Source organism: Brevundimonas sp. (assembly GCF_041648615.1).
Lineage (GTDB): Bacteria > Pseudomonadota > Alphaproteobacteria > Caulobacterales > Caulobacteraceae > Brevundimonas.
This window is the reverse complement of sequence record NZ_JBAZOS010000016.1, coordinates 38950-58684: the sequence shown is the minus strand read 5'-3', so window position 1 is coordinate 58684 and position 19735 is coordinate 38950. Positions and strand designations below refer to the sequence as shown.

The following is a 19735-nucleotide window of genomic DNA, read 5'->3' as shown; positions in this document are numbered from 1 at the left end:
AGGGCGCCAACGACTATGCCGACATCGCGGGCGCCGACGTCTGCATCGTCACCGCCGGCGTGCCGCGCAAGCCGGGCATGAGCCGCGACGACCTGATCGGCATCAATCTGAAGGTCATGAAGGCCGTCGGCGAGGGCATCAAGGCCCACGCCCCCAACGCCTTCGTCATCTGCATCACCAACCCGCTCGACGCCATGGTGTGGGCGCTGCAGAAATTCTCGGGCCTGCCGAAGGAGAAGGTCGTCGGCATGGCCGGCGTGCTCGACTCGGCCCGCTTCGCGTATTTCCTCGCTGAAAAGACCGGCGTCTCGGTCCAGGACATCCACGCCTGGACCCTGGGCGGTCACGGCGACGACATGGTGCCGATGGTGCGCCACTCGACCGTCGGCGGCCTGCCCCTGCCCGACGCGGTCAAGGCCGGCTTCCTGAGCCAGGCCGAGCTGGACGCCATCGTCGACCGCACCCGCAAGGGCGGCGGCGAGATCGTCGCCCTGCTCAAGACCGGTTCGGCCTTCTACGCCCCGGCCGAGAGCGCCATCGCCATGGCCCGCTCCTATCTGCTCGACCAGAAGCGCGTCCTGCCCTGCGCCGTCTGGCTGTCGGGCGAATACGGCCTCAAGGACCTCTACGTCGGCGTGCCGGCGATGATCGGTGCGAACGGCGTCGAGAAGGTGATCGAGTTCACCACCAACGACGAAGAGAAGGCCATGTTCGCCAGGTCGGTCGAGTCCGTGAACGGCCTGATCCAGGCCTGCAAGGACATCGACGGCAGCCTGGCTTAGGGCTTCTGGCGTCGAAGAAAACGAAAGGGCCCCGGATCGCTCCGGGGCCCTTTTTCTTTCTTTCGTCATCCTCCGGCGAGCGCAGCGAGACCGGGGGATGACGAAAGTTATTGAGCCGCCGGAGCCGCCGCCTGCGCCAGGCTCTGCGCGAAGGTCCGCAGCATCTGCAGCCAGATCACCGTCGGCTCCTGCAGCGGCTCCGTCCCCGTCGCGGTCAGGACCACGTCATACTGCGCCACCGCCCCGGCCGCTTCCGGCGTCGCGCCGGAGACGAAGAAGGCCTTCAGATAGCGGTTCTCGCGGTTCCAGGCGTTGATCTGCTCAAGGGTGATCGGCCCTGAGAAGACCGCGCTGTACTGCACGTCGTCGCACAGACCCGCGCCCGCGCAGTTGTAGAAGGTCAGGGTCCACGGCAGCGGCTGGTCCGCGACGCTCAACGTCTGGGCCCCTTCGGCCGACACCGGCTCGGCCACCGTCCCGCCCAGGCCGATCAGCCAGGTCCGGGCGTCGGCGACGGCGACCCCCTTGGCCGCGGCGGCCGGCGCGGCGGGCGCCGCCGGAGTCTGGGCGAGGGCCGGCGAGGCGGCCCCCAGGGCGAGAACGGCGAACAGGACGGGCAGGCGCATGATGTCTCTCCGGGAACCGCCGACCCTGGACGACGGGGCCGAGCGGAATTGTGGCGCGGACCTTACGCCGTTCTTTCGCGCGCCAGCCACGCCGCGCCTGACATTTCGTTGAGGCGCGACACGGTCCGCTCGAATTCGAAGGCCCCGACGCCCTTTGGATACAGGGCCTCCGGCGCCGCCCCGGCCAGCACCACCAGCCGCGTCCCCGCCTCGTACAGGGCGTCGATCAGGGTCACGAACCGCCGCGCCTCCTGCTGCTTGGCCGGACCCAGCACGGGGATGCTCTCGACGAACAGGGTGTGAAACCGCTCGGCGACGGCCAGATAGTCCTGCGGCCCCAGCGCCGCGCCGCACAGCTGGTCGAAGGTCGCCCGCGCCAGCCCGCCGTCGGTGCGCTCGACCACCACGTCGCGGCCCAGAACCTTCAGATGCGCCGGACATTCCTCCTGCTCGCCCTTCAGGTCGGACCACAGGGCCTCGAAGGCGGCGCGACAGGCGTCGTCGGCCGGGGCGAACCAGACCTTGTCGCCCAGCAGCCGGTCCCGCCGCCAGTCCCGCGAACCCGCGACGCTGACGACGGCGCATTTCTGCTCGATCAGATCGATGAAGGGCGTGAACAGCTCGCGGTTGATCCCGTTCAGATACAGCTGATCCGGCGCCCGGTTCGACGTCACCGCCAGCACCACGCCTTCCTCGAACAGGGCCTCGAACAGCCGGCCCAGGATCAGGGCGTCGGCGATGTCGGTGACCTGCAACTCGTCGAAACACAGCAGCCGCGCCTCGGACGCAATCAGTTCGGCGACCGGCCGGATGGGATCGTCCCCCTTCGACTGGCCGAACACCCGTTTGCGCGTCTTCGCATCGCCCTTGCGCCACTGGCCGATCAGGTCGTGCACGCGGGCCATGAAGGCGTGGAAATGGGCCCGCGTCTTCCGCGGCTCGGGCGTGCAGGCGTAAAAGAGATCCATAAGAATGGATTTGCCCCGCCCCGGCGGCCCCCAAAGATAGACGCCCCGCACCTCGGTCTGGCCGAACAGCCCGCCCAGCGGCGCTTTTTTCCGCAGGTCCTTCTCCAGCCGCGACAGGGCCTCGACCACCGGAACCTGCGACGGATCGGGCGTCAGCCGGCCGTCGGCCAAACGACGGTCATAAGCTTTGCGTATGCGTGAGGGCATTGTTCTCGGGCTTAGCCGGGCCGGCCCTCGCTGAAAAGCGATTGCTTCGCGGCTGCGAAGGCCCACATAGGCAGCTACGTCCGGTCCGCCGGATATCCACACATCACCCGCGCTCAAGCAGCGAGGCTCCGCGAGCCGAGCGTAGCGCGTCCGAAGGACACACCACCATGGGCTATCGCGTCGCCGTCGTAGGCGCCACCGGCAACGTCGGCCGGGAAATGCTGAACATCCTCGAGGAGCTGAACTTCCCCGTCGAGACCATGCACGCCGTCGCCTCGCGCAAGTCCAAGGGCGTCGAGGTGTCCTGGGGCGACAAGACCATCAAATGCGAGGACATCGAACTGTTCGATTTCTCGACCGTCGACCTGGTGCTGATGAGCGCCGGCGGCGAAGCCTCGCGCGCCTGGTCCGAGAAGATCGGCAAGGCCGGCCCCATCGTCATCGACAACTCCTCGGCCTTCCGCATGGACCCGGACGTGCCCCTGATCGTGCCCGAGGTGAACCCGGACGCCATCAAGCTGGCGACGAAGAAGAACATCATCGCCAACCCCAACTGCTCGACCGCCCAGCTGGTCGTGGCCCTCAAGCCCCTGCATGACGCCGCGAAGATCAGGCGCGCCGTGGTCTCGACCTATCAATCGGTCTCGGGCGCCGGCAAGGCGGGCATGGACGAGCTGTGGAACCAGACCAAGGCCATCTACGGCCTCGGCGACGCGCGGCCCAAGCTGTTCCCCAAACAGATCGCCTTCAACGTCATCCCCTACATCGGCGCCTTCCTCGACGACGGTTCCACCGACGAGGAAGCCAAGATGTGGAAGGAGACGCACAAGATCCTCGATCCCGACATCAAGCTGACCGTCACCTGCGTGCGCGTGCCCGTCTTCGTCGGCCACTCCGAGTCGGTGAACCTCGAGTTCGACCGTCCCATCTCGCCTGACGAGGCCCGCGCCATCCTGCGCGACGCCCCCGGCGTCATGGTCATCGATAAGCAGGAGCACGACGGCTACATCACCCCCGTCGACGCCGCCGGCGAACACGCCGTCTATGTCAGCCGCATCCGCAAGGACCCGACCGTCGAGAACGGCCTGTCCCTCTGGATCGTCTCCGACAACCTGCGCAAGGGCGCCGCCCTCAACGCCGTCCAGATCGCCCAGTTGCTGGACGAGACCGGCATGATCAAGCCGGCCTCGGGGTATCGCACGATCACGGTTTAACCTTCCCTCTCCCGGCGGGAGAGGGCTTGAGCGCACGGCGGCGAAGCCGTCGTTCTTGCGCGAAAGGGTGAGGGGCTCCCGTCCCGGGGCGGCTTCGCCGCTCCACCACCCGACCCTCATCCGGCGCTACGCGCCACCTTCTCCCAACGGGAGAAGGAAACGAAATCGTCGCCATGACAGCTCCCGCCACGCCCCGCGCCGCCCTGATCTCCGCCTTCGGCTGCTATGTCATGTGGGGCTTCATGCCCCTGCTGTTCATGGCCCAGGCGGCGGTCGGCTTCGACTCGTTCGAGATCCTCGCCCACCGCGCCCTGTGGGCCGTGGCGGTCGCGGGCCTGCTGGTGTTCGTCGCCGGCCAGGGCGACCAGGTCCGCGCCGTCCTGACCTCGCCGAAGACCCTCGGCTGGCTGACCCTGTCCACCGCCCTGATCGGGGTCAACTGGGGCCTCTACGTCTGGGCCACCACCCATGAGGCGACGCTCGAAGCCAGCCTCGGCTACTATATCAATCCCCTGCTCAACATGGTCGTGGGGCTGTGGCTGTTCCGCGAGAAGATCGACAGATGGGGCTGGGTCGCCATCGGCCTGGCCGCCGTCGGCGTGCTGTTCCAGACCCTCGCCCTCGGCCGCCCGCCGTGGATCTCCCTGGTCCTCGCCTTCAGCTTCGCCAGCTATGGCGTGATCCGCAAACGCGTCCCCGTCGACGCCCAGGCCGGCCTGCTGGTCGAGTGTCTGCTGCTGGTCCCGTTCGGCCTCGCCTGGGTGCTGTGGCTGCAGCACACGGGCGCCGGCGTGGCCTTCGACAACCCGGTCAACACGGCCTGGGCGTTGGCGAACGGCCCCGCCACCGTCCTGCCCCTGGCCCTGTTCGCCTGGTCGGCGCGGCGCCTGCCCCTGTCGACCATCGGCTTCATCCAGTTCCTCGCCCCGACCATCCAGTTCGGCGTCGGCGTCTGGGCGGGCGAGGCCCTGACGCCCCTGCGCGTGATCAGCTTCGCCTTCATCTGGGGCGGGGCGGCGGTGTTCGCCGCCGCCGCCTTCTTCCGCGTTCGCGCGGCGCGGGAAGCCCTGAAGCGGTCGGCCGAGCCGGTCTAGAGCCCCGCGTACAACGCGTCGATCAACCGTTGCGCCCGCGGGTCGCCCACCAGATACGGCGACTGGCGCGTCATCACATAGGCCCCCGACACGCCCGCGTCCGGATCGGCGAAGGCGCAGCTCCCGCCCCAGCCGCAATGGCCCACCGCCGTCGGATTGGGACCGAAGATGTGCAGGCCCTCGTTGCGCATCAGCCCCGCCGCCCAGCTGACGTCGAACGGCACGACCTTGTCGCGCCCATGGATCCGCTCGCGCAGCATCTCGGCCAGCACGCCGGGCGAGAGAATGGTCCGGCCGTCCAGCTTTCCGCCGTTGGCCAGCACGCCCATGATCCGCGCCAGGGCCAGCGCCGTGCCGTGCAGATTGGCCGAGGGCATCTCCATCGTCCGCCATTCGGTCGAGCCGCGCCCGCCCGGCGCCGAGCCCCGGTCGAGGAAGGCGGACGTCTTGACCGCGTCTATGGTCCCCAGATCGGGCGCCGAGGCGGGCTTTCTCAGGGCCGCCACCCGGCCATGCTCGGCCTCGGGCAGGCCGATCCACAGGTCGAGGTCGAACGGGCCGGCGAAGTCCTCGCGCAGGGCGGTTCCCATGCTGCGCCCGTCCGCCAGCCGGAACAGCTCGCCCGCCAGAAAGCCGATGGTGATGGGGTGGTAGCCCGACGCCGTCCCCGGCGGCCACATCGGCGCCTGCGCCGCCAGCCGCTCCAGCACCGCCTGACGGTCGAACCAGATCGCCGGATCGACGCTCTCGGCGAAGCCCGGCAGGCCGGCCTGATGGCTCATCAACTGGGCCACGGTGATCCCCGCCTTGCCGGCCTGGCCGAAGGCGGGCCAGACGGCCGCGACCGCCTCGTCATAGGCCAGCTTGCCCCGCTCGACCGCCGTGGCGATCAGCAGGGCCATCACCGCCTTGCCGGTCGAGAACACCGGCGTCAGCGTCGTCTCGCCATAGGGGACCGTCTTCGCCGCATCGGCCCAGCCGCCCCAAAGATCGACCACCGTCTCGCCGCCGACGCAGACGCTGAACCGCGCCGCCTGCTCGTTCAGCCCCTCGGGCGCATCGGTGAAATTGGCCGCGAAGGCGTCCTTCACGGCGGCGAAGCGCGGCGGGCAGACGCCGTGGATATCGGGGAGGGGGATCATGAGTATGTCCTACCGGCCCGCCCGGCGCGCGTCACCTACTGCCGCCGCGCGACCGAGGCCGCCCGCGCCGCCTCGAACTCGGCGCCCGCGTTCCATTCCGGCCAGTCGCCGCTGTCGGCCAGATCGCGGCCCACGGCGTACAGCAGGTCCACGTCCACCGCCGCCGCGTCCATCACCCAGTCGCTGGTCCATTCGTCCGACGGCTTGTGATAGCGGTTCGCCACATAGTCCCGGCTGGCCTCGTTGTGCCCGGTGAAACCCGCCGCGCCGAACAGGGCCGGCACGCCCTTCTTCGCCAGCGGGAAATGGTCCGAGCGATAGAAGCCGCCGGCCTGGGGCGCCGGGTCGGGGATCAGGACGCGGCCCTGTTCGGTCGCCCGCCGCTCCAGCCAGGCGTCCGTCTGGCTCTTGCCCGCGCCCATGACCACGATCTGCGGCGAGACCTCGGTCCCGGGCAGGAAGGAATCCATGTTGATATTGGCCACGGTCGTCTCCAGCGGCCAGACCGGATTGGCGGCGTAGTATTCGGCCCCCAGCAGCCCCGCCTCCTCGGCGGTCCAGGCCGCGAACACCACCGACCGCTTCGGCGCCGTGCCCGCCTGGAACAGCCGCGCCAGCTCGATCAGCCCGGCCACGCCCGTCGCATTGTCGACGGCGCCGTTATAGATGTCGTCGTCCCCCACCGGCGTGGCCCGGCCGAAGGCGTCCCAGTGGGCGCCGTACAGCACCGTCTCTTCCGGATGCTCCGAGCCGGGGATGCGGGCCAGGATGTTGCGGCTCTCGATCCGGTCGGCGGTCTGGCCGAAGTCGATCGACATCGTCACCCCGTCCAGCGTCACCGGCGTGAACTCCGGCGTCCGCGCCGCCTCGCGCAGGGCCGCGTAGTCGAGGCCGGCGTCGGCGAACAGCTGTTCCGCGACCGGCCCCTGGATCCAGCCCTGGGCCGGGACCCGCTCGGCGTCCGGATCGGCGCGGACGATGTCGAATTTCGGCGCCGTCGACGACCCCTCCAGCACGCTCCAGCCATAGCCGGCGCCGGCCGTGTCGTGGATCACCAGCACCGCCGCCGCCCCCTGCCGCGCCGCCTCCTGGAATTTATAGGTCCAGCGGCCGTAGAAGGTCATCGCGTTGCCGTCGAACCGGCCCGCCACCGGATGCCCCTCGGGCGCGGCGAAGTCCGGGTCGTTGACGATGACCAGCAGGATCTTGCCCTTCAGGTCCATGCCCTTGAAGTCGTTCCAGCTCCGCTCGGGGGCGTCGACGCCATAGCCGGCGAACACCACCGGCGCGTCGGTCACCGTGATCCGGCTCACCGGCCGGTCGCTGGACACCAGCACCTGCGGCCCCCGCTCCAGCGCCCGCGTCTGCCCGCCGCTCGACACCGTGATCGTCGCCGGCCCGTCCTGCCGCGTCCGTCCCAGCTGCGCCGCCTGCACCCACGACCCGTCCGGCCCGCCGGGCTCCAGCCCCAGCGCCTCGAACTGGGCCACCACATAGTCGACGGTCTTCTGCTCGCCCGGCGTCGCCACCCCGCGCCCCTCGAATTCGTCCGAGGCCAGCACCCGCACATGCGCGTTCAGCCGCGCCCCTTCGGCCTGCTGGGCGAGGGCGGGAGTGGCCGACAACAGGGCGGCGACGGCGGCGAGAACAATGCGGTGCTGGGTCATGCGACCGTTCTAGCCCCTTCGATCCGGGACCGTCACCCCTCGCGCTTGACCCGAAGGCCAGACGTGCCGTCGCTTCCGGTAGAAGACGGGGGACGTCGTGGCGGTCCGTCATGGGTGGGTCGCGGCGGATGCCCTACTCCGCCGACGATCCTGTGCAGTCTTCGGGCCGCGGAACAAGGTATTCGGGGTCCTCGGCGCCGGCGATCGTCACCCGCGTTCGCACGTCCAGAGGCTCCGGCGCATTCGCGTATTCGACATCCTGTTCAAACACGAGCGTCGCCTGTGATCCGGGCGGAGCGCTGAACACCAGGGTCGCTTCGAAAGCCACTTCGCCTCCCGTCATCCAGTCCGTCAACGGACGGGCGGGAGCCATCGCCAGAACGCAGCCTTCCTCGCCTATCAGGTAGATCGGAAAGACGCCCTCCTGGAACATCCCGCCTTCGACGATGCCGGTGATGTGCAGCGGACTGCTTACGACCGCCCGGGGCGCGAGACTGGTGAAGACCTTGATCATCGCGGCGTCATGCAGGACCAGATCGCCGCCCGCCGCGAGGGCCAGCGCCTCCCGTGGCGTCTGCGCGGGCTCGTCCTGAGGCCCGGCGCGGCCGGGGGCGCCGACGCTCCACGCTGCGAGGGCGATCATGGCGGCGGTTGAGATTTTCTGGCGGAAGAACATTGGTTTCCTATGGCACAGGCGGCGCAAAATCTGCGCTGAATTCCAACGCTCCGCTGCCTGCCCCGCGTCACCGCGCCGCCAGCCACCTCACCACCCCGTCCGCCGCGACTGCGCCCGACGCCATCGACGCCTGCAGCAGATAGCCCCCCGTCGGCGCCTCCCAGTCCAGCATCTCGCCCGCGACGAACACCCCGGGCATGGCCTTGAGCATCAATCCCTCATCGACCTGATCCAGCTTCACCCCGCCCGCCGAAGAGATCGCCCGCGCCAGCCCCTGCACCCCCGTCAGCGTCAGCCGCACCGCCTTGATCCGCTTCGCCAGCTTGTCCGACCCCGCCGGCAGCTCGCCCGGGATCTCCCGCAGCAGTCCGACCGCCGGCGCCGACAGGCCGCCCGCCTTCCGCAGCCAGTTGGTCACGCTGTCCTTGCCGCGCGGTTTCGCCAGCCGCCCCGCCAGCGCCTCGACCGACAGATCGGGCCGCAGATCCACGGTCAGCACCGCCGACCCGTCCCGTTCGATCGCGTCCCTCAGCCCCGCCGACAGCGCATAGACCGCCCCGCCCTCGATCCCGTAGCGCGTCAGCATGGCCTCGCCGCGCACCGTCTGGCCCTCATGCGTCATGGCGACCGGTTTCAGCGGCTGCCCGGCGAACCGTTCGGCGAACACCTCCGACCACGCCACGTCGAAGCCGACGTTCGACGGCCGGAACGGCGCGACCTCGACCCCCTCCAGCATCGCCGCCCACGCCCCGTCCGAGCCCAGCCGCGGCCAGCTGGCCCCGCCCATGGCCAGCACCACCGCGTCCGGCCGTTCGACCCGCTCGCCCTCCGGCGTCGCGAACACCCAGGCCCCGTCCCGGCGCCCGACCCAGCGCGACCGCGTCCGCACCTCCACCCCCAGCCCGTTCAACCGCCCCAGCCACGCCCGCAACAGGGGCGAGGCTTTCATCGCCCGCGGAAACACCCGCCCCGACGAACCCGTGAACGTCGCCTGCCCCAGCCCCTCGGCCCAGCCGATCAGATGCGTGGGCGAAAGCCGCTCCAGCCAGGCCGCGACCGCCCCGCCCGCCGCGCCATAGCGGCCGACGAACCCCTCCAGCCCCTCGGAATGGGTCAGGTTCAGCCCGCCCCGCCCGGCCATCAGGAATTTTCGCGCCACGGACGGCATGGCCTCATGCACCACCACGCCCAGCCCCGCCTGGGCCAGCCGCTCGGCCGCCATCAGCCCGGCCGGTCCGGCCCCGATCACATGCACAGTCTTCACGTCGTTCATCGCTCCCTGATGGACCGGAACGCCCCGGGCCGCCATACGCTCATCCCCCATGAGCGTCGCCTTCACCCGCGAGGAGGATCTGGAGGCCACGGCCGCCGATCTTCCCGACCGTCCCATCTCCCCGCACCCGAACCTCGTCACGCCCCCGGGCCTGGCCGCGATCGAGGCCGCCCTCGCCTCGGCCCGCGCCGCCTACGCCGCCGCCCAGGCCAGGGGCGACATCGAGGCCGACCGCACCGCCATGGCCCGCGCCACCCGCGACCTGCGCTACTGGTCCGCACGCCGCGCCACGGCCCAGCTGGTCGAGACCGAAGCCGACGGCCGCGTCCGCTTCGGCGGCTCGGTCACGATCGAACGCGAGGACGGCCGGGCCCAGACCTGGCGCATCACCGGCGAGGACGAGGCCGATCCCGCCGCCGGTTCGGTCAGCCACGTCTCGCCCCTCGCCGTCGCCCTGATCGGCAAGACCGTCGGCGACGAGGCGGTCGTCGCCGGCCAGACGGTCGAGATCGTCGCCGTCGATTGAACGCTGACGGTTGCCCCGCCGCCCCGCTTGCCCCACCTTGGGGAACACAAGGCGCTGCAGCAGCGCCCAACCTGCGTTCAAGCAGCGCGAAGCGCGGTAGCGCCACAAAAAGAGAAAGAGCCGCCCATGGCCCGTAAACCCAACTACAGTTTCGAGCGTCAGGAACGCGATCGCGCCGACGCCAAGAAGGCCGCCGAAAAGGCCGCCGCCAAGGCCGAGAAGAAAGCCGCCGCCGCCGCCCGCAAGGAAGCCGGCCTGCCGCCGCTCGAGGAAGACTAGACCAGGCCGTCCAGCGCCGGCGCCTCGGCCGCGCTGCCGGGGAAGACGCGCGCGTCCAGCGCCGCCCGGTCGACGCCGAGGTGGTCGCGCAGCACGCCCTTGAACACCGAGCGCACATCCAGCGTCGGCGCTAGGTCGCGGCCTTCGAACAGCCGGTTGTCGGCCAGCGTCGGCCAGTCGCCGATCAGCCCGCCCGGTTTCAGGGCCCCGCCCGCCAGCAGCAGGGCCGAGGCCGTGCCGTGGTCCGTGCCCTGCGTCCCATTGGCGCGGGCCGTCCGGCCGAACTCGGTTGCGATCACAACGACGGTGTCGGCCCATTGTTCGCCCAGCCCCTCGCGCAGGCCGCCGACGACCTGATCCAGCCCGGTCAGCCGGATCTGCAACTGGGCGTTCTGGCGTGCGTGGGTGTCCCAGCCGTCGACCGACAGGGCGACGACATCGGCCCCCTGTTCGCCGGTCATCAGCCGCGCCACCGCCTGCCCCAGGCCGTTGACGTCGTTGCGCCGCAGCGGCGTTCCGCCCCCGACCGTCATGGCCATGGCGTCCGTCTCCAGCCCCCGCGCCAGACTGTTCCCCAGCAGGGGGTCCTCTACATACAGGTCCTGCAGCAGGGCCGCGATCCGGTCCTGGCCCGTGACCTGACCGCCCGGCGACCAGCTTGAGGTCGCGGCCGCCCCGCGCAGGATCAGCGGCGTCTGCGCCCCGATCGACAGCCCGCTGGGGCCGCCCGCCGCGACCAGGGCGCGGTTCAGCCAGCCGTCGTCCTGCTGGCGCAGGCCCTCGCCGCCGTTCTCCAGCACGTCCTGGGCGTCGAAATGCGAGCGGACCCGGACGGGTATGGCCACGGCCGGCGCATACCGCATCTGCCCGGCCTCATGCAGCGCATGCAGCCCGGCCAGGGCCGGATGCAGGCCGAAGCCGCCGCCCAGGTCCAGCGCCCCGCCCGCCTGACCCGGCGCCGCCACCGCCAGCGATCCGCGCAGCGGGACATAGTCAGCGTCTCCGTGCGGGACGACCACCGACAGCCCGTCCATGGCCCCGCGAGCGATGATGACCACCAGCTTCCTGCGTCCCGCCTCACGCGCCGAGGCGCGTCCGGCGAAGGCGAGGCTGACGCCGCCCAGGGCCGCGCCCATCAGCAGTCGACGATGGATTGAGAAGGATCGGGTCATCGGCGCTGGAACTCCGGCGACATGAGAAACAGGGTCAGGGCCTCGGGCCGGCTTTCGGCCCGGGCGACGAACTGGCGGGTGCGCTCGCCCAGCCGCGCGCCCAGCGCCCCGGCCGCGACCGCATTGGGGTCGGCGGCGGGCGCGGCGAGGTCGGCCACGGCCCTGGCCCAGTCCAGCCGCTTGACCAGGGCGTCGGGTCCGGCCCAGTCGGCCGCCGTGTCCGGCCAGCCCTCGGGCGAGGGGGCCGAAAAGGCCGGCTGGCCCATGGAGATCAGCGCCTGCTGCAGCGGCTGCACCCGCGCCGGGCTGGAGCCCAGCGCCCGGTGGGTCGAGATGATGAAGTCATACGGCGTCTTCATCTTGACCGGCCGCGGGCTCCACGCCTCGGGCGCCGCGATCAGGGTCCGGGCCACGGCCGCCAGATCGCCGTCCGATCGCGTCCACGCCGCCTCCAGCGTGTCGATCAGGGCGGGCGGCGGATCGTCGACGGTGAAATGGACCGCCAGCTTGCGCGCCAGCCGCCGCGCCGTCTCGGGGCGTCGGGCCAGATCGCGCAGCACCGCCTCGCCCTGCTCGCGTCCGCCCGGCGCATAGGTCCGGCCCAGCACGGTGCGGGCGCCCGGCTCATGCACCACCGGACGGAAGACGAAGGCGTTCTCGCCCGGCTCCCCGGCCATGGCGGCCCGGATGGCCCGCGCCCGCCGCCCCTGGCCGGCGGGGTTTCCGCCCGCCATGCCCGGATCGCCCGGCGCCTGATCTCGGGGCGTCGGCGTCGACCAGCCGGTCAGGGCGCGCGCGAACTCGGTCACATCGGCCTGGGAATAGCCCCCGTCGGCGCCGACGGTGTGCAGCTCCAGGATCTCGCGGGCCAGATTCTCGTTCAGCCCCGCGTTGCGGCGCTGGCCCGCCTGGCTGTTCGGCCCGACCGACTGGGCCTGATCGAGATACAGCAGCATGGCCGGATGCTGTTCCGCCGCGACCGCCAAATCCTCGAACTTGCCGAAGACATGCGGCCGGATGGCCTCGCGCTCGTACGGCCCCATGAAGACCGCCGACTGGAATTTGGTCGCCGAGGTGGTGAAGGCGTTGGCCCAGAACAGGGCCCAGCGTTCGGCGAAGCCTGCCTCGGTCGTCGCGCCCATCTGCGCCCGGGCGAGGAATTCCCGCGCCGTGTCCAGCGTCATATCCCGCCGGCTGTCGCGCCGCGCGGCCAGCGCCGCCTCGGCCGCCGGATCACCCATGGCGGACTCCTGCGCCATGGCGGAACCGGGGGTCATGGCGGCGTCCGTCGCCGGCGTCGCGGCGGCTTCCGCGCGATAGGCCAGCAGCTGCTGCATGCGCTCGGCCGAGGCGACGAACCGGCCCGCCGGATTGGGTGCGCCCCCGGGCGTCACCTGCGCCTCCAGCCAGCCTCGCGGATCGGCGGCGACCCGCTCGATCTCGCCCGGCCGGGCGCCCAGGCCGAAACGGGTCACGGCGACGGCGGCGGCTTCGGCGGCGGACGGCGGCATGGGCGTCTCCGGTTGCTGGAGACCTTAACGCGGACAGCCGTCGGAGTCCGTCGCGACGGCGTCAGACCCCGGCCCGGCCTTCGCCGATCGCTTCGGCCAGCACCGTCTCCATCTGGCCGATCCCGTACGGTTTCAGCAGCAGGCGGAAGTTTTCGGCCGACGCCGCCGACGCCGCCTCGCTGTATCCCGTCGTCAGCACCACCGGCAGACCGGCGTGCCGGCGACGGATCTCATTGCCCAGGGCCAGGCCGTCCAGTTCGCCCGGCATGACCATGTCCGACAACACCAGGTCGAACCGCTCGCCGCCCTCGAGAATGCTGAGGGCGTCCGCGGCCTGGGCGGCGCGCACATAGGTGTAGCCCAGGTCGCGCAGCATGTGGCCGACGCCCGCGGCGACCGCGTCATCGTCCTCGACCAGCAGAAGCCTGCCGCCGCGCCTGCGCGCCTTGCCGGTTTCCGCCGCCGGGGTCTGCGCCGGGCCCGGGATCGTCGCCGGCTTCTCGCTGCGCGGCAGGCACAGGGTGAAGGTCGTCCCCACGCCCTCGGCCGACTCGACGCTGATCTCGCCGCCCGACGAGCGCGCGAAGCCATACACCTGCGACAGGCCCAGGCCGGTGCCGCGCCCGACCTCCTTGGTGGTGAAGAAGGGCTCGAACACGCGCGACGTCACCGCCTGGGACATGCCCGTGCCGGTGTCCGCCACGGTCAGGCAGACGGTGTCGTGCGCCCCCTCCCCGCCCGGGACGTTTTGCGCCGACAGGGTCAGCGTCCCGCCGTTCGGCATGGCGTCACGGGCGTTGACCGCCAGGTTCAGCAGGGCCAGTTCCAGCTCCCCCGCGTCCGCCTCGATCCGCCACAGGCCGTCGGGCAGGTCGACGATCACCTCGATATCCTCGCGCAGCGACCGTTCCAGCAGGAATCTGAGACCCTCGACCTGGGTCGGCAGATCCAGCACGTCGGCCTTCAGGGGCGAGCGGCGCGAGAAGGCCAGCATCTGCCGCGTCAGGGCCGCGCCGCGCTCGACCGCCTGACGGACCCCTTCGCTCAGCCGCTTGCGCTTCTTCGGATCGTCGGTGCGGTCCAGCAGTTCGATGCCGCTGGACGCCACCATCAGCAGATTGTTGAAATCGTGGGCGATGCCGCCGGTCAGCCGGCCGATGGCCTCCATCTTCTGGCTCTGGCGCAGGGCCTCCTCGGCCTTCTCCCGCTCCGTCATCTGCTGCTGCAGCAGCAGATTGGTCTCGGCCAGCGCCTCGGCCCGGCGCTCCAGCTCCCGGTTGGCGCGCCTCAGGGCCCCCTGGGCCACGGCCAGGACCACCACCACCAGCACCGCCAGACCCAGCACCAGCAGCAGGCCGACGTAGCGGCTGAAACGCTGCGACGGCGGCGTGTCCAGCAGACGCAGCCGCGCCGTGCCCAGCCGCTGTCCGGCCTCCTCCACGGGGCGCACGACATACAGACGACCGTCCTCGAAGCGGGTGGTTCGGTCGCGGGGAGTGGCGATGGTGGAGATGGTCTCGCCCGGTCGGGCGAAACTGGCCACGACCCGGTTGTTCTCATCATAGACCGCCGCGGCCATGACGTTCGGATTGACCTGCACGGCGTCGACATAGTCCTGAGCCGCGGCCCGGTCGTCGAACGCCAGGGCGCCGCTGACCGCCGAGGCCAGCAGGTCGGCCTGGGCCTCGGCCTCGCGCGCCAGCTGCTGCTTCAGGCCCCGTTCGCTGACCACGGTCGTCGCCACCCCGGCGATCAGCAACAGCAGCAGCGAGGCCAGCACCATCAGCGGGAAGCGGCCGCGCCGCAGTCGATCGACGAACGCCATCATCGAGCCCTCACGGTCAGAGCCAGGTTCAGCAGCCGCGAACTGATCGTCAAACCACGCCGCATCGCCGCGGTCTGGTCGATATGGAACCGCACGCGTTCCCGGCTGATGACGAAATGAATGGCGCCCCGCTCGTCCGACGAGGCCTCGTCGGTCACCGTCAGCAGGCCCGGCTGGCTCTCGGCCGCCGTCATGGCCGCCGCGCCGCCCTCGCCCACATAGACGATCTGGCAGCCCGCGAGCTCGGTCGCCGCCGCGGGCCGTCGCACGGCCAGCGGCCGTCCGTAGGCGGTCTGGGACCGGACCGCCGTGTCCAGCGTCCGGCCGAACGGATCGCGCCCGACCACGCAGATGACGACCGGGGCCTGGGCGCTGGAAAAGACCCGCGGCGGCCATTCGACGAAGGCGGCGAACCGGACCAGATAGTTGGCCTTGACCGCGTATTCGAGGCCGTGGGATGCGGCCACGGGCGTCGCCGCGATCAGGAGCGCAAGGCCCCAGACCGCCGCCAGACCCGCCGCTGTCCGCCGGGTCCGCGTCATCTCAGAAGCCTGCCCGCAGGGAGACGAAGACGCTTCGGCCGAAGGCCCGCTGTCGGGCGGGATCGCCCGTCTCGACGCGCCGGTCCCCGATCAGGTTCTGGCCGCTGAGCGCCAGCTCCAGCGCATCGGTGAACCGCCAGCCCAGCCGGACGTCGGCCTCGACATAGCCGTCCGTTCCCGACGGCGTCAGCGCGTCCACGGCGCGCAGGCGCACATCGAGGTCAAGCCGGTCGGTGATCTGCGTCTGCGACGTCAGCAGGACCTGGTATTCCGGATCGTCGCCGGCGGCCGCCAGCGCGCTGATGTCCATGCCCGGCTCCGCGCCCAGGTCCTTGTTCAGCGTGCTCAGCCCCGCGCTGACCCGCCACCGGTCGGTCACATCATAGCTGCCCCAGGCCTCGACGCCCCAGGTCTCGCCCGCGCCGAAATTGGTCAGGGTCAGCGGAAAGACGGTGACGGGGTCGATCGAGACCGTCCTCAGTGCGTCATAGACATTGTAGAAGGCCGAGACCGAGACGGACATCCGCGCCCGCGGCCTGGCGCGCCAGCCGATCTCCCAGGCCGTCAGCGACTCGGACTGGAAATCGCCGCCGACGAGGAAGCCCGGCAGGGTCAGGTCGCGCTCGATCCGGTTCGGCGTGCGGCTGGCCCGGCTGACCGCGCCCCATACCAGGTCCCCGCCCGGCCGCTCCCAGCCCAGCCTCACATTGGGCAGGAACTCCTGGCCCGTGAAGCTGTTGTCCTCGAACTTCATCCCCAGCGTCAGCGTCAGGGCCTCCGTCAGGGCGATCTGGTCCTGGGCGAAGACATGGGTCAGCGACAGCGTCCGCTCGGCCGGGTCCAGGAACGCCCCGCCCGGGGCCGCGACGAAGCGCGACTGCACCGTCCGGTACCCCGCCCCCAGCACCAGCCGGTGCCGGTCCCGGCCGAACGCCTGCTGCACCGAGACGTCCCAGGTGTCCGAGTCCTCGACCCCGCCCGACTCCGTCCGCTCGAACCGGTCATAGTAGCCCTGGACCTGCAGCTCCCCGCCCGCCAGCGGCCGCGTCCACCGCCCCACGACATTGCGCCCGCTGACCCGCGTCTCCTCGCCGGTGAAGCCCTCATTGACCGCCACCTCATGGTCGAACACGTCGCCCTGCAGCGTCAGCCGGTTCTCGCCCACGGTCCAGTCCGCCCGCGCCCCGCCGCGCAGCCCCGCCGCCGCGTCCGTCGCGTCCCCGCCGGTCAGCCGATAGCTGTCGTCGCGCGTGAAGCCGCTGACATAGGCCCGCCACGCCCCCGCCTCGCCCAGCCGCCCGCCGTGGCGCACGGCGAAGGTCGCGTCCTCGTTTCCCGCTCCGACGCTGACCAGGGTCCCCGGCGTATCCCTGGCCGAGCGGGTGATGATGTTGATCACCCCGTTCATGGCGTTCGACCCGTACAGCGCCCCGCCCGGCCCGCTGATCACCTCGATCCGCTCGACGTCCTCCAGCATCACGTCGCGGGCGTCCCAGAACACGCCCGAGCTCAGCGTCGAATAGAGGCTGCGCCCGTCCACCAGCACCAGCAGCTTGTTCGACGGCTCATAGCCGTTGAAGCCGCGCGCCGAGATCGCATAGTCGACCGCATTGACCCGCTGCACGTTCAGATTGGGGGCCAGCCGCAGCGCCTCGGGCAGGCTGGTCGCGCCCGAGCGCCGGATGTCCTCGCCGCTGATGACGAAGATCGCCGCCGCCGCGTCGGCCAGGGCCTCGGGCCGCCGCGACACCGAGGTCACCTCGACCATGGCCAGCTCTTCCAGCGACAGCCGCGACAGGTCCGGCTCGCCCGGCCCCGCGCCCTGCGCCGCCGGGGAGGCCCCGTCCGCCGGCCCCGCCGCCGCCGCGCCCGCCGTCATCGCGGCGGCGCACAGCAGGGCCGCCGCCGCGCTGGTTGTATTCCGTAACGCCAAAGCGCCTCGCCCCTCAAGCCCAGCCGTCGTGACCGGGGGGAACGCCGTCCCGCGAAAACGGTTGCGGCCGCCGCCCGTTTCGCCCCTACAGCCAGCGCACGTTCGGCCCCCGCCCGCCCGGCGCCGGCATGAGCGCGGTCACCGCCCACACCAGGGCGTCGGCCCGGTCGGGACTGCCCCCGCCCGCGTCCTCGCTCCCCAGCCCCATCAGCTCCTCCTCCAGCGCCTCCAGCCCCGGCGCATGCGCCACCCGCCCCTGCTCATACAGCGCCGCCACGGGCTCGGCCCGCGCGACCTTGCCCGCCGAGGCGTGCACCCGCCTCACCGGAACCGACAGCCCCGAGGCCTTCAGCACCGCCTCGGCCATGGCCCCGCCGTTGTTGCTCTCGACCACCACCTTCTGCGCCCCGAACGCCTCCACCGCCCGCCTTGCCCGGTCCGCCCAGCCCTCCGGCGACAGCCCCCGCGCCGTCCAGTCGGCCAGCACCGCGACCCGGTCCCCGCGCCGTCCCGCGACCACGATCCCGCACGCATCCCGCGCCCGCCCCGACAGCGTCCCCGCCGGCGGATCCACCGCCACCACCACGCGGTCGAAGGGTTCTCCCTCCCCTTCATGGGGAGGGATGTCGGCGCGGAGCGACGACAGGGTGGGGTGCGTCCGGCGTTCCCCACCCGGTCGCTGCGCGACCACCCTCCCCACTTCGGGGGAGGGAGAGCGCGTAAACGCCGCCCACCCTTTCCGCGCCTTCTCGATCTCCACGAGCGTAAACAACGCCCCGTCCCCCTCCAGCACCCGCCCGTCCAGCTCCTGCGCCGCCCGTCGCGTGCCGCCGTACAGCCCCTGCATCGCCGCCAGAAACCCCGGCGCGAGGTTCTCCGCATTGGCCGCCGTCGGCGCATGCGTCCGCGCGCACCCGTCCTCCGCCAGCACCCCGCGCAACACCCGCCCCGGCTTCGGCGTACTGGTCAAAACCAGCCGCGGCCCGTCCCCCAGCCGCAACCCCAGCCGCAGCATGGCGAGCGTCTCCTCGCACCGCCCCCAGGCGCAGAACTCGTCCCCCCAGGCGGCGTGGAACTGCGGCCCCCGCAGCCGCTCCGGCTCCTCGGCCGAGAACAGCAGCCCCACGGCCCCGCCCGGAAACTCGACCCGCCGCAGCGACGACCGGAACCGCGCCCCGAACCGCCACGGCAGCCCCAGCAGCCCCGACGGCCCCTCGACCATCACCGTGCGCGCGTCGCGGATCGTCGGCGCCACCAGGGCGATGCGTCCGCCCGCCCCCAGCCTGCGCGCCGTCTCCCACACCCACTCCGCCCCCGCCCGCGTCTTCCCGGCCCCCCGTCCGCCGAGGAAGACCCATGTGCGCCAGTCGTCGGTGCGCGGTATCTGCCCGCCATGCGCGTCCTCCCGCCAAAGCTCCCGCGCGAACTCGTCCTCTGTCATCCACGCATGGACATCTCCCTCCCCCTTGTGGGGAGGGTGGTCGCGAAGCGACCGGGCGGGGGCGCTTCGGCGATCCATGCACCGACTCTCGTCCTGCCGAGCCCTCCCCACCCTGTCGTCGCTCCGCGCCGACATCCCTCCCCACAAGGGGGAGGGAGAGTCCGCGTCCTCACTCACCCTCACCCCCCTCCGCCGCCGCCCTCTCCGCCGCCCTCCGCCGCAGAAACTCCAGCGCCGCGACCCGTCCCGGATGGTTCGGATCCATCTCCCCGCCGCCCCCGGTCCCATCCCCCTTCGCCAGCCCCTCCAGCGTCCCGGCCAGCCGCGCCCACACCATCGCCGCCGACGCATCCCCGCGCTTCATCCACGCCACCGCTCGATTCAGCGCCTCGACCGCAGCCCCGTCCCGCGCCTTTTCGTCCACCCCGGCCAGCGCCGCAGCGAAGGCCGCCGCCTCCGCCCCCGCCGTCCCGTCCATCCCCAGCCCCTTGCCGATCGCCGGCTCCGCCACGGGATCCAGCGTCCCCTCCGCCTCGGCCGCCTCCAGCCCGGCGTCCGCCGCCTCCGCCAGGTCCTTGCGCCGCCAGCCCTCCGCCTTCGCCCGCCGCTCGATGGTCCGCCGGCTCGGCCCGTACCGGTCCGACAGCCAGGGGGCCGACGCCCCCGCCGCATACTCGCGCCGGACGCGCGCCCACATCCGCGGCCCCAGCTTCACATGCCCCCGGGCGTGGGTCCGCCGCACCACCCCGCCTTCAAATCCGCTGCCGATCCCGCCCCTGATTTCGTCCACCACCCTGCCGCTCCCGTGTCCTCTCATGGACCGGAGAGTCTGGGGCCATCCGTTCCTGCGGCTGGCA

At 71.6% G+C, this 19735-nt stretch carries 18 protein-coding genes; 5 read left to right on the top strand and 13 right to left on the bottom strand.

All coding sequences use genetic code 11. The features are described 5' to 3' along the window. Positions 1-782, top strand: a 782-nt coding sequence (locus tag WC555_RS08255; protein ID WP_373252809.1) for a malate dehydrogenase, incomplete at its 5' end; no start/stop codon positions are given. A gap of 107 nt (positions 783-889) precedes the next feature. On the opposite strand, the gene WC555_RS08250 is transcribed toward WC555_RS08255, so the two are convergent. Next, positions 890-1408 (bottom strand): hypothetical protein, encoded by a 519-nt coding sequence (locus tag WC555_RS08250; protein ID WP_373252808.1) that lies wholly within the window; start codon positions 1406-1408, stop codon positions 890-892. A 62-nt stretch (positions 1409-1470) separates the two neighbouring features. Beyond that, positions 1471-2583 (bottom strand): cell division protein ZapE, encoded by a 1113-nt coding sequence (gene zapE / locus WC555_RS08245; protein WP_373252807.1) that lies wholly within the window; start codon positions 2581-2583, stop codon positions 1471-1473. A 167-nt stretch (positions 2584-2750) separates the two neighbouring features. Here zapE and WC555_RS08240 point away from each other — a divergent pair, with 167 nt between their 5' ends. After that, positions 2751-3797: an aspartate-semialdehyde dehydrogenase gene (locus WC555_RS08240; protein ID WP_373252806.1), complete on the top strand. Its 1047-nt coding sequence runs from the start codon at positions 2751-2753 to the stop codon at positions 3795-3797. Between the two features lie 173 nt (positions 3798-3970). Then, the gene (rarD, locus tag WC555_RS08235; RefSeq protein WP_373252805.1) at positions 3971-4891 is read left to right on the top strand and encodes an EamA family transporter RarD; all 921 of its coding nucleotides are present in this window, start codon (positions 3971-3973) and stop codon (positions 4889-4891) included. On the opposite strand, the gene WC555_RS08230 is transcribed toward rarD, so the two are convergent. The 4 genes from WC555_RS08230 to WC555_RS08215 all read right to left on the bottom strand — a co-directional run bounded on the left by WC555_RS08230 (position 4888) and on the right by WC555_RS08215 (position 9649). Next, entirely contained in the window at positions 4888-6033 is a 1146-nt protein-coding gene (locus tag WC555_RS08230) for a serine hydrolase domain-containing protein (RefSeq protein WP_373252804.1), read from the bottom strand. The genes rarD and WC555_RS08230 overlap by 4 nt on opposite strands. 35 nt (positions 6034-6068) lie before the next feature. Beyond that, a complete protein-coding gene (locus WC555_RS08225; protein ID WP_373252803.1) occupies positions 6069-7700 on the bottom strand; it encodes a M28 family metallopeptidase in 1632 nt (543 codons plus the stop codon). A gap of 133 nt (positions 7701-7833) precedes the next feature. Continuing rightward, positions 7834-8403, bottom strand: a complete 570-nt coding sequence (locus WC555_RS08220; RefSeq protein ID WP_373252802.1) for a hypothetical protein — start codon at positions 8401-8403, stop codon at positions 7834-7836. A gap of 40 nt (positions 8404-8443) precedes the next feature. Then, positions 8444-9649, bottom strand: coding sequence for an NAD(P)/FAD-dependent oxidoreductase (locus WC555_RS08215; protein ID WP_373252801.1), 1206 nt, complete (start codon positions 9647-9649; stop codon positions 8444-8446). A 49-nt stretch (positions 9650-9698) separates the two neighbouring features. Here WC555_RS08215 and greA point away from each other — a divergent pair, with 49 nt between their 5' ends. Both greA and WC555_RS08205 read left to right on the top strand, forming a co-directional pair. After that, positions 9699-10175: a transcription elongation factor GreA gene (greA, locus tag WC555_RS08210; RefSeq protein WP_373252800.1), complete on the top strand. Its 477-nt coding sequence runs from the start codon at positions 9699-9701 to the stop codon at positions 10173-10175. Positions 10176-10301: 126 nt separating this feature from the next. Continuing rightward, positions 10302-10454 (top strand): hypothetical protein, encoded by a 153-nt coding sequence (locus tag WC555_RS08205; protein ID WP_200943719.1) that lies wholly within the window; start codon positions 10302-10304, stop codon positions 10452-10454. Here the strand turns inward: WC555_RS08205 and WC555_RS08200 are convergent. The 7 genes from WC555_RS08200 to WC555_RS08170 form a co-directional block, all read right to left on the bottom strand. Next, positions 10451-11626, bottom strand: coding sequence for a DUF1501 domain-containing protein (locus tag WC555_RS08200; RefSeq protein WP_373252799.1), 1176 nt, complete (start codon positions 11624-11626; stop codon positions 10451-10453). The genes WC555_RS08205 and WC555_RS08200 overlap by 4 nt on opposite strands. After that, entirely contained in the window at positions 11623-13137 is a 1515-nt protein-coding gene (locus WC555_RS08195; RefSeq protein WP_373252798.1) for a DUF1800 family protein, read from the bottom strand. The genes WC555_RS08200 and WC555_RS08195 overlap by 4 nt, the downstream gene beginning before the upstream one ends. A 61-nt stretch (positions 13138-13198) precedes the next feature. Beyond that, positions 13199-14965 carry an ATP-binding protein gene (locus WC555_RS08190; RefSeq protein WP_373252797.1) on the bottom strand — a complete coding sequence of 589 codons (1767 nt, stop codon included), beginning with the start codon at positions 14963-14965 and terminating at the stop codon, positions 13199-13201. Further along, positions 14962-15504 carry a YfiR family protein gene (locus WC555_RS08185; RefSeq protein WP_373252796.1) on the bottom strand — a complete coding sequence of 181 codons (543 nt, stop codon included), beginning with the start codon at positions 15502-15504 and terminating at the stop codon, positions 14962-14964. The genes WC555_RS08190 and WC555_RS08185 overlap by 4 nt, the downstream gene beginning before the upstream one ends. Position 15505: 1 nt before the next feature. Next, positions 15506-17437 (bottom strand): TonB-dependent receptor plug domain-containing protein, encoded by a 1932-nt coding sequence (locus WC555_RS08180; RefSeq protein ID WP_373252795.1) that lies wholly within the window; start codon positions 17435-17437, stop codon positions 15506-15508. Between the two features lie 85 nt (positions 17438-17522). Continuing rightward, positions 17523-18878, bottom strand: a complete 1356-nt coding sequence (locus tag WC555_RS08175) for a terminase large subunit domain-containing protein (protein ID WP_373252794.1) — start codon at positions 18876-18878, stop codon at positions 17523-17525. A 169-nt stretch (positions 18879-19047) separates the two neighbouring features. Continuing rightward, positions 19048-19671: a hypothetical protein gene (locus WC555_RS08170; protein WP_373252793.1), complete on the bottom strand. Its 624-nt coding sequence runs from the start codon at positions 19669-19671 to the stop codon at positions 19048-19050. Between the last annotated feature and the right edge of the window lie 64 nt (positions 19672-19735).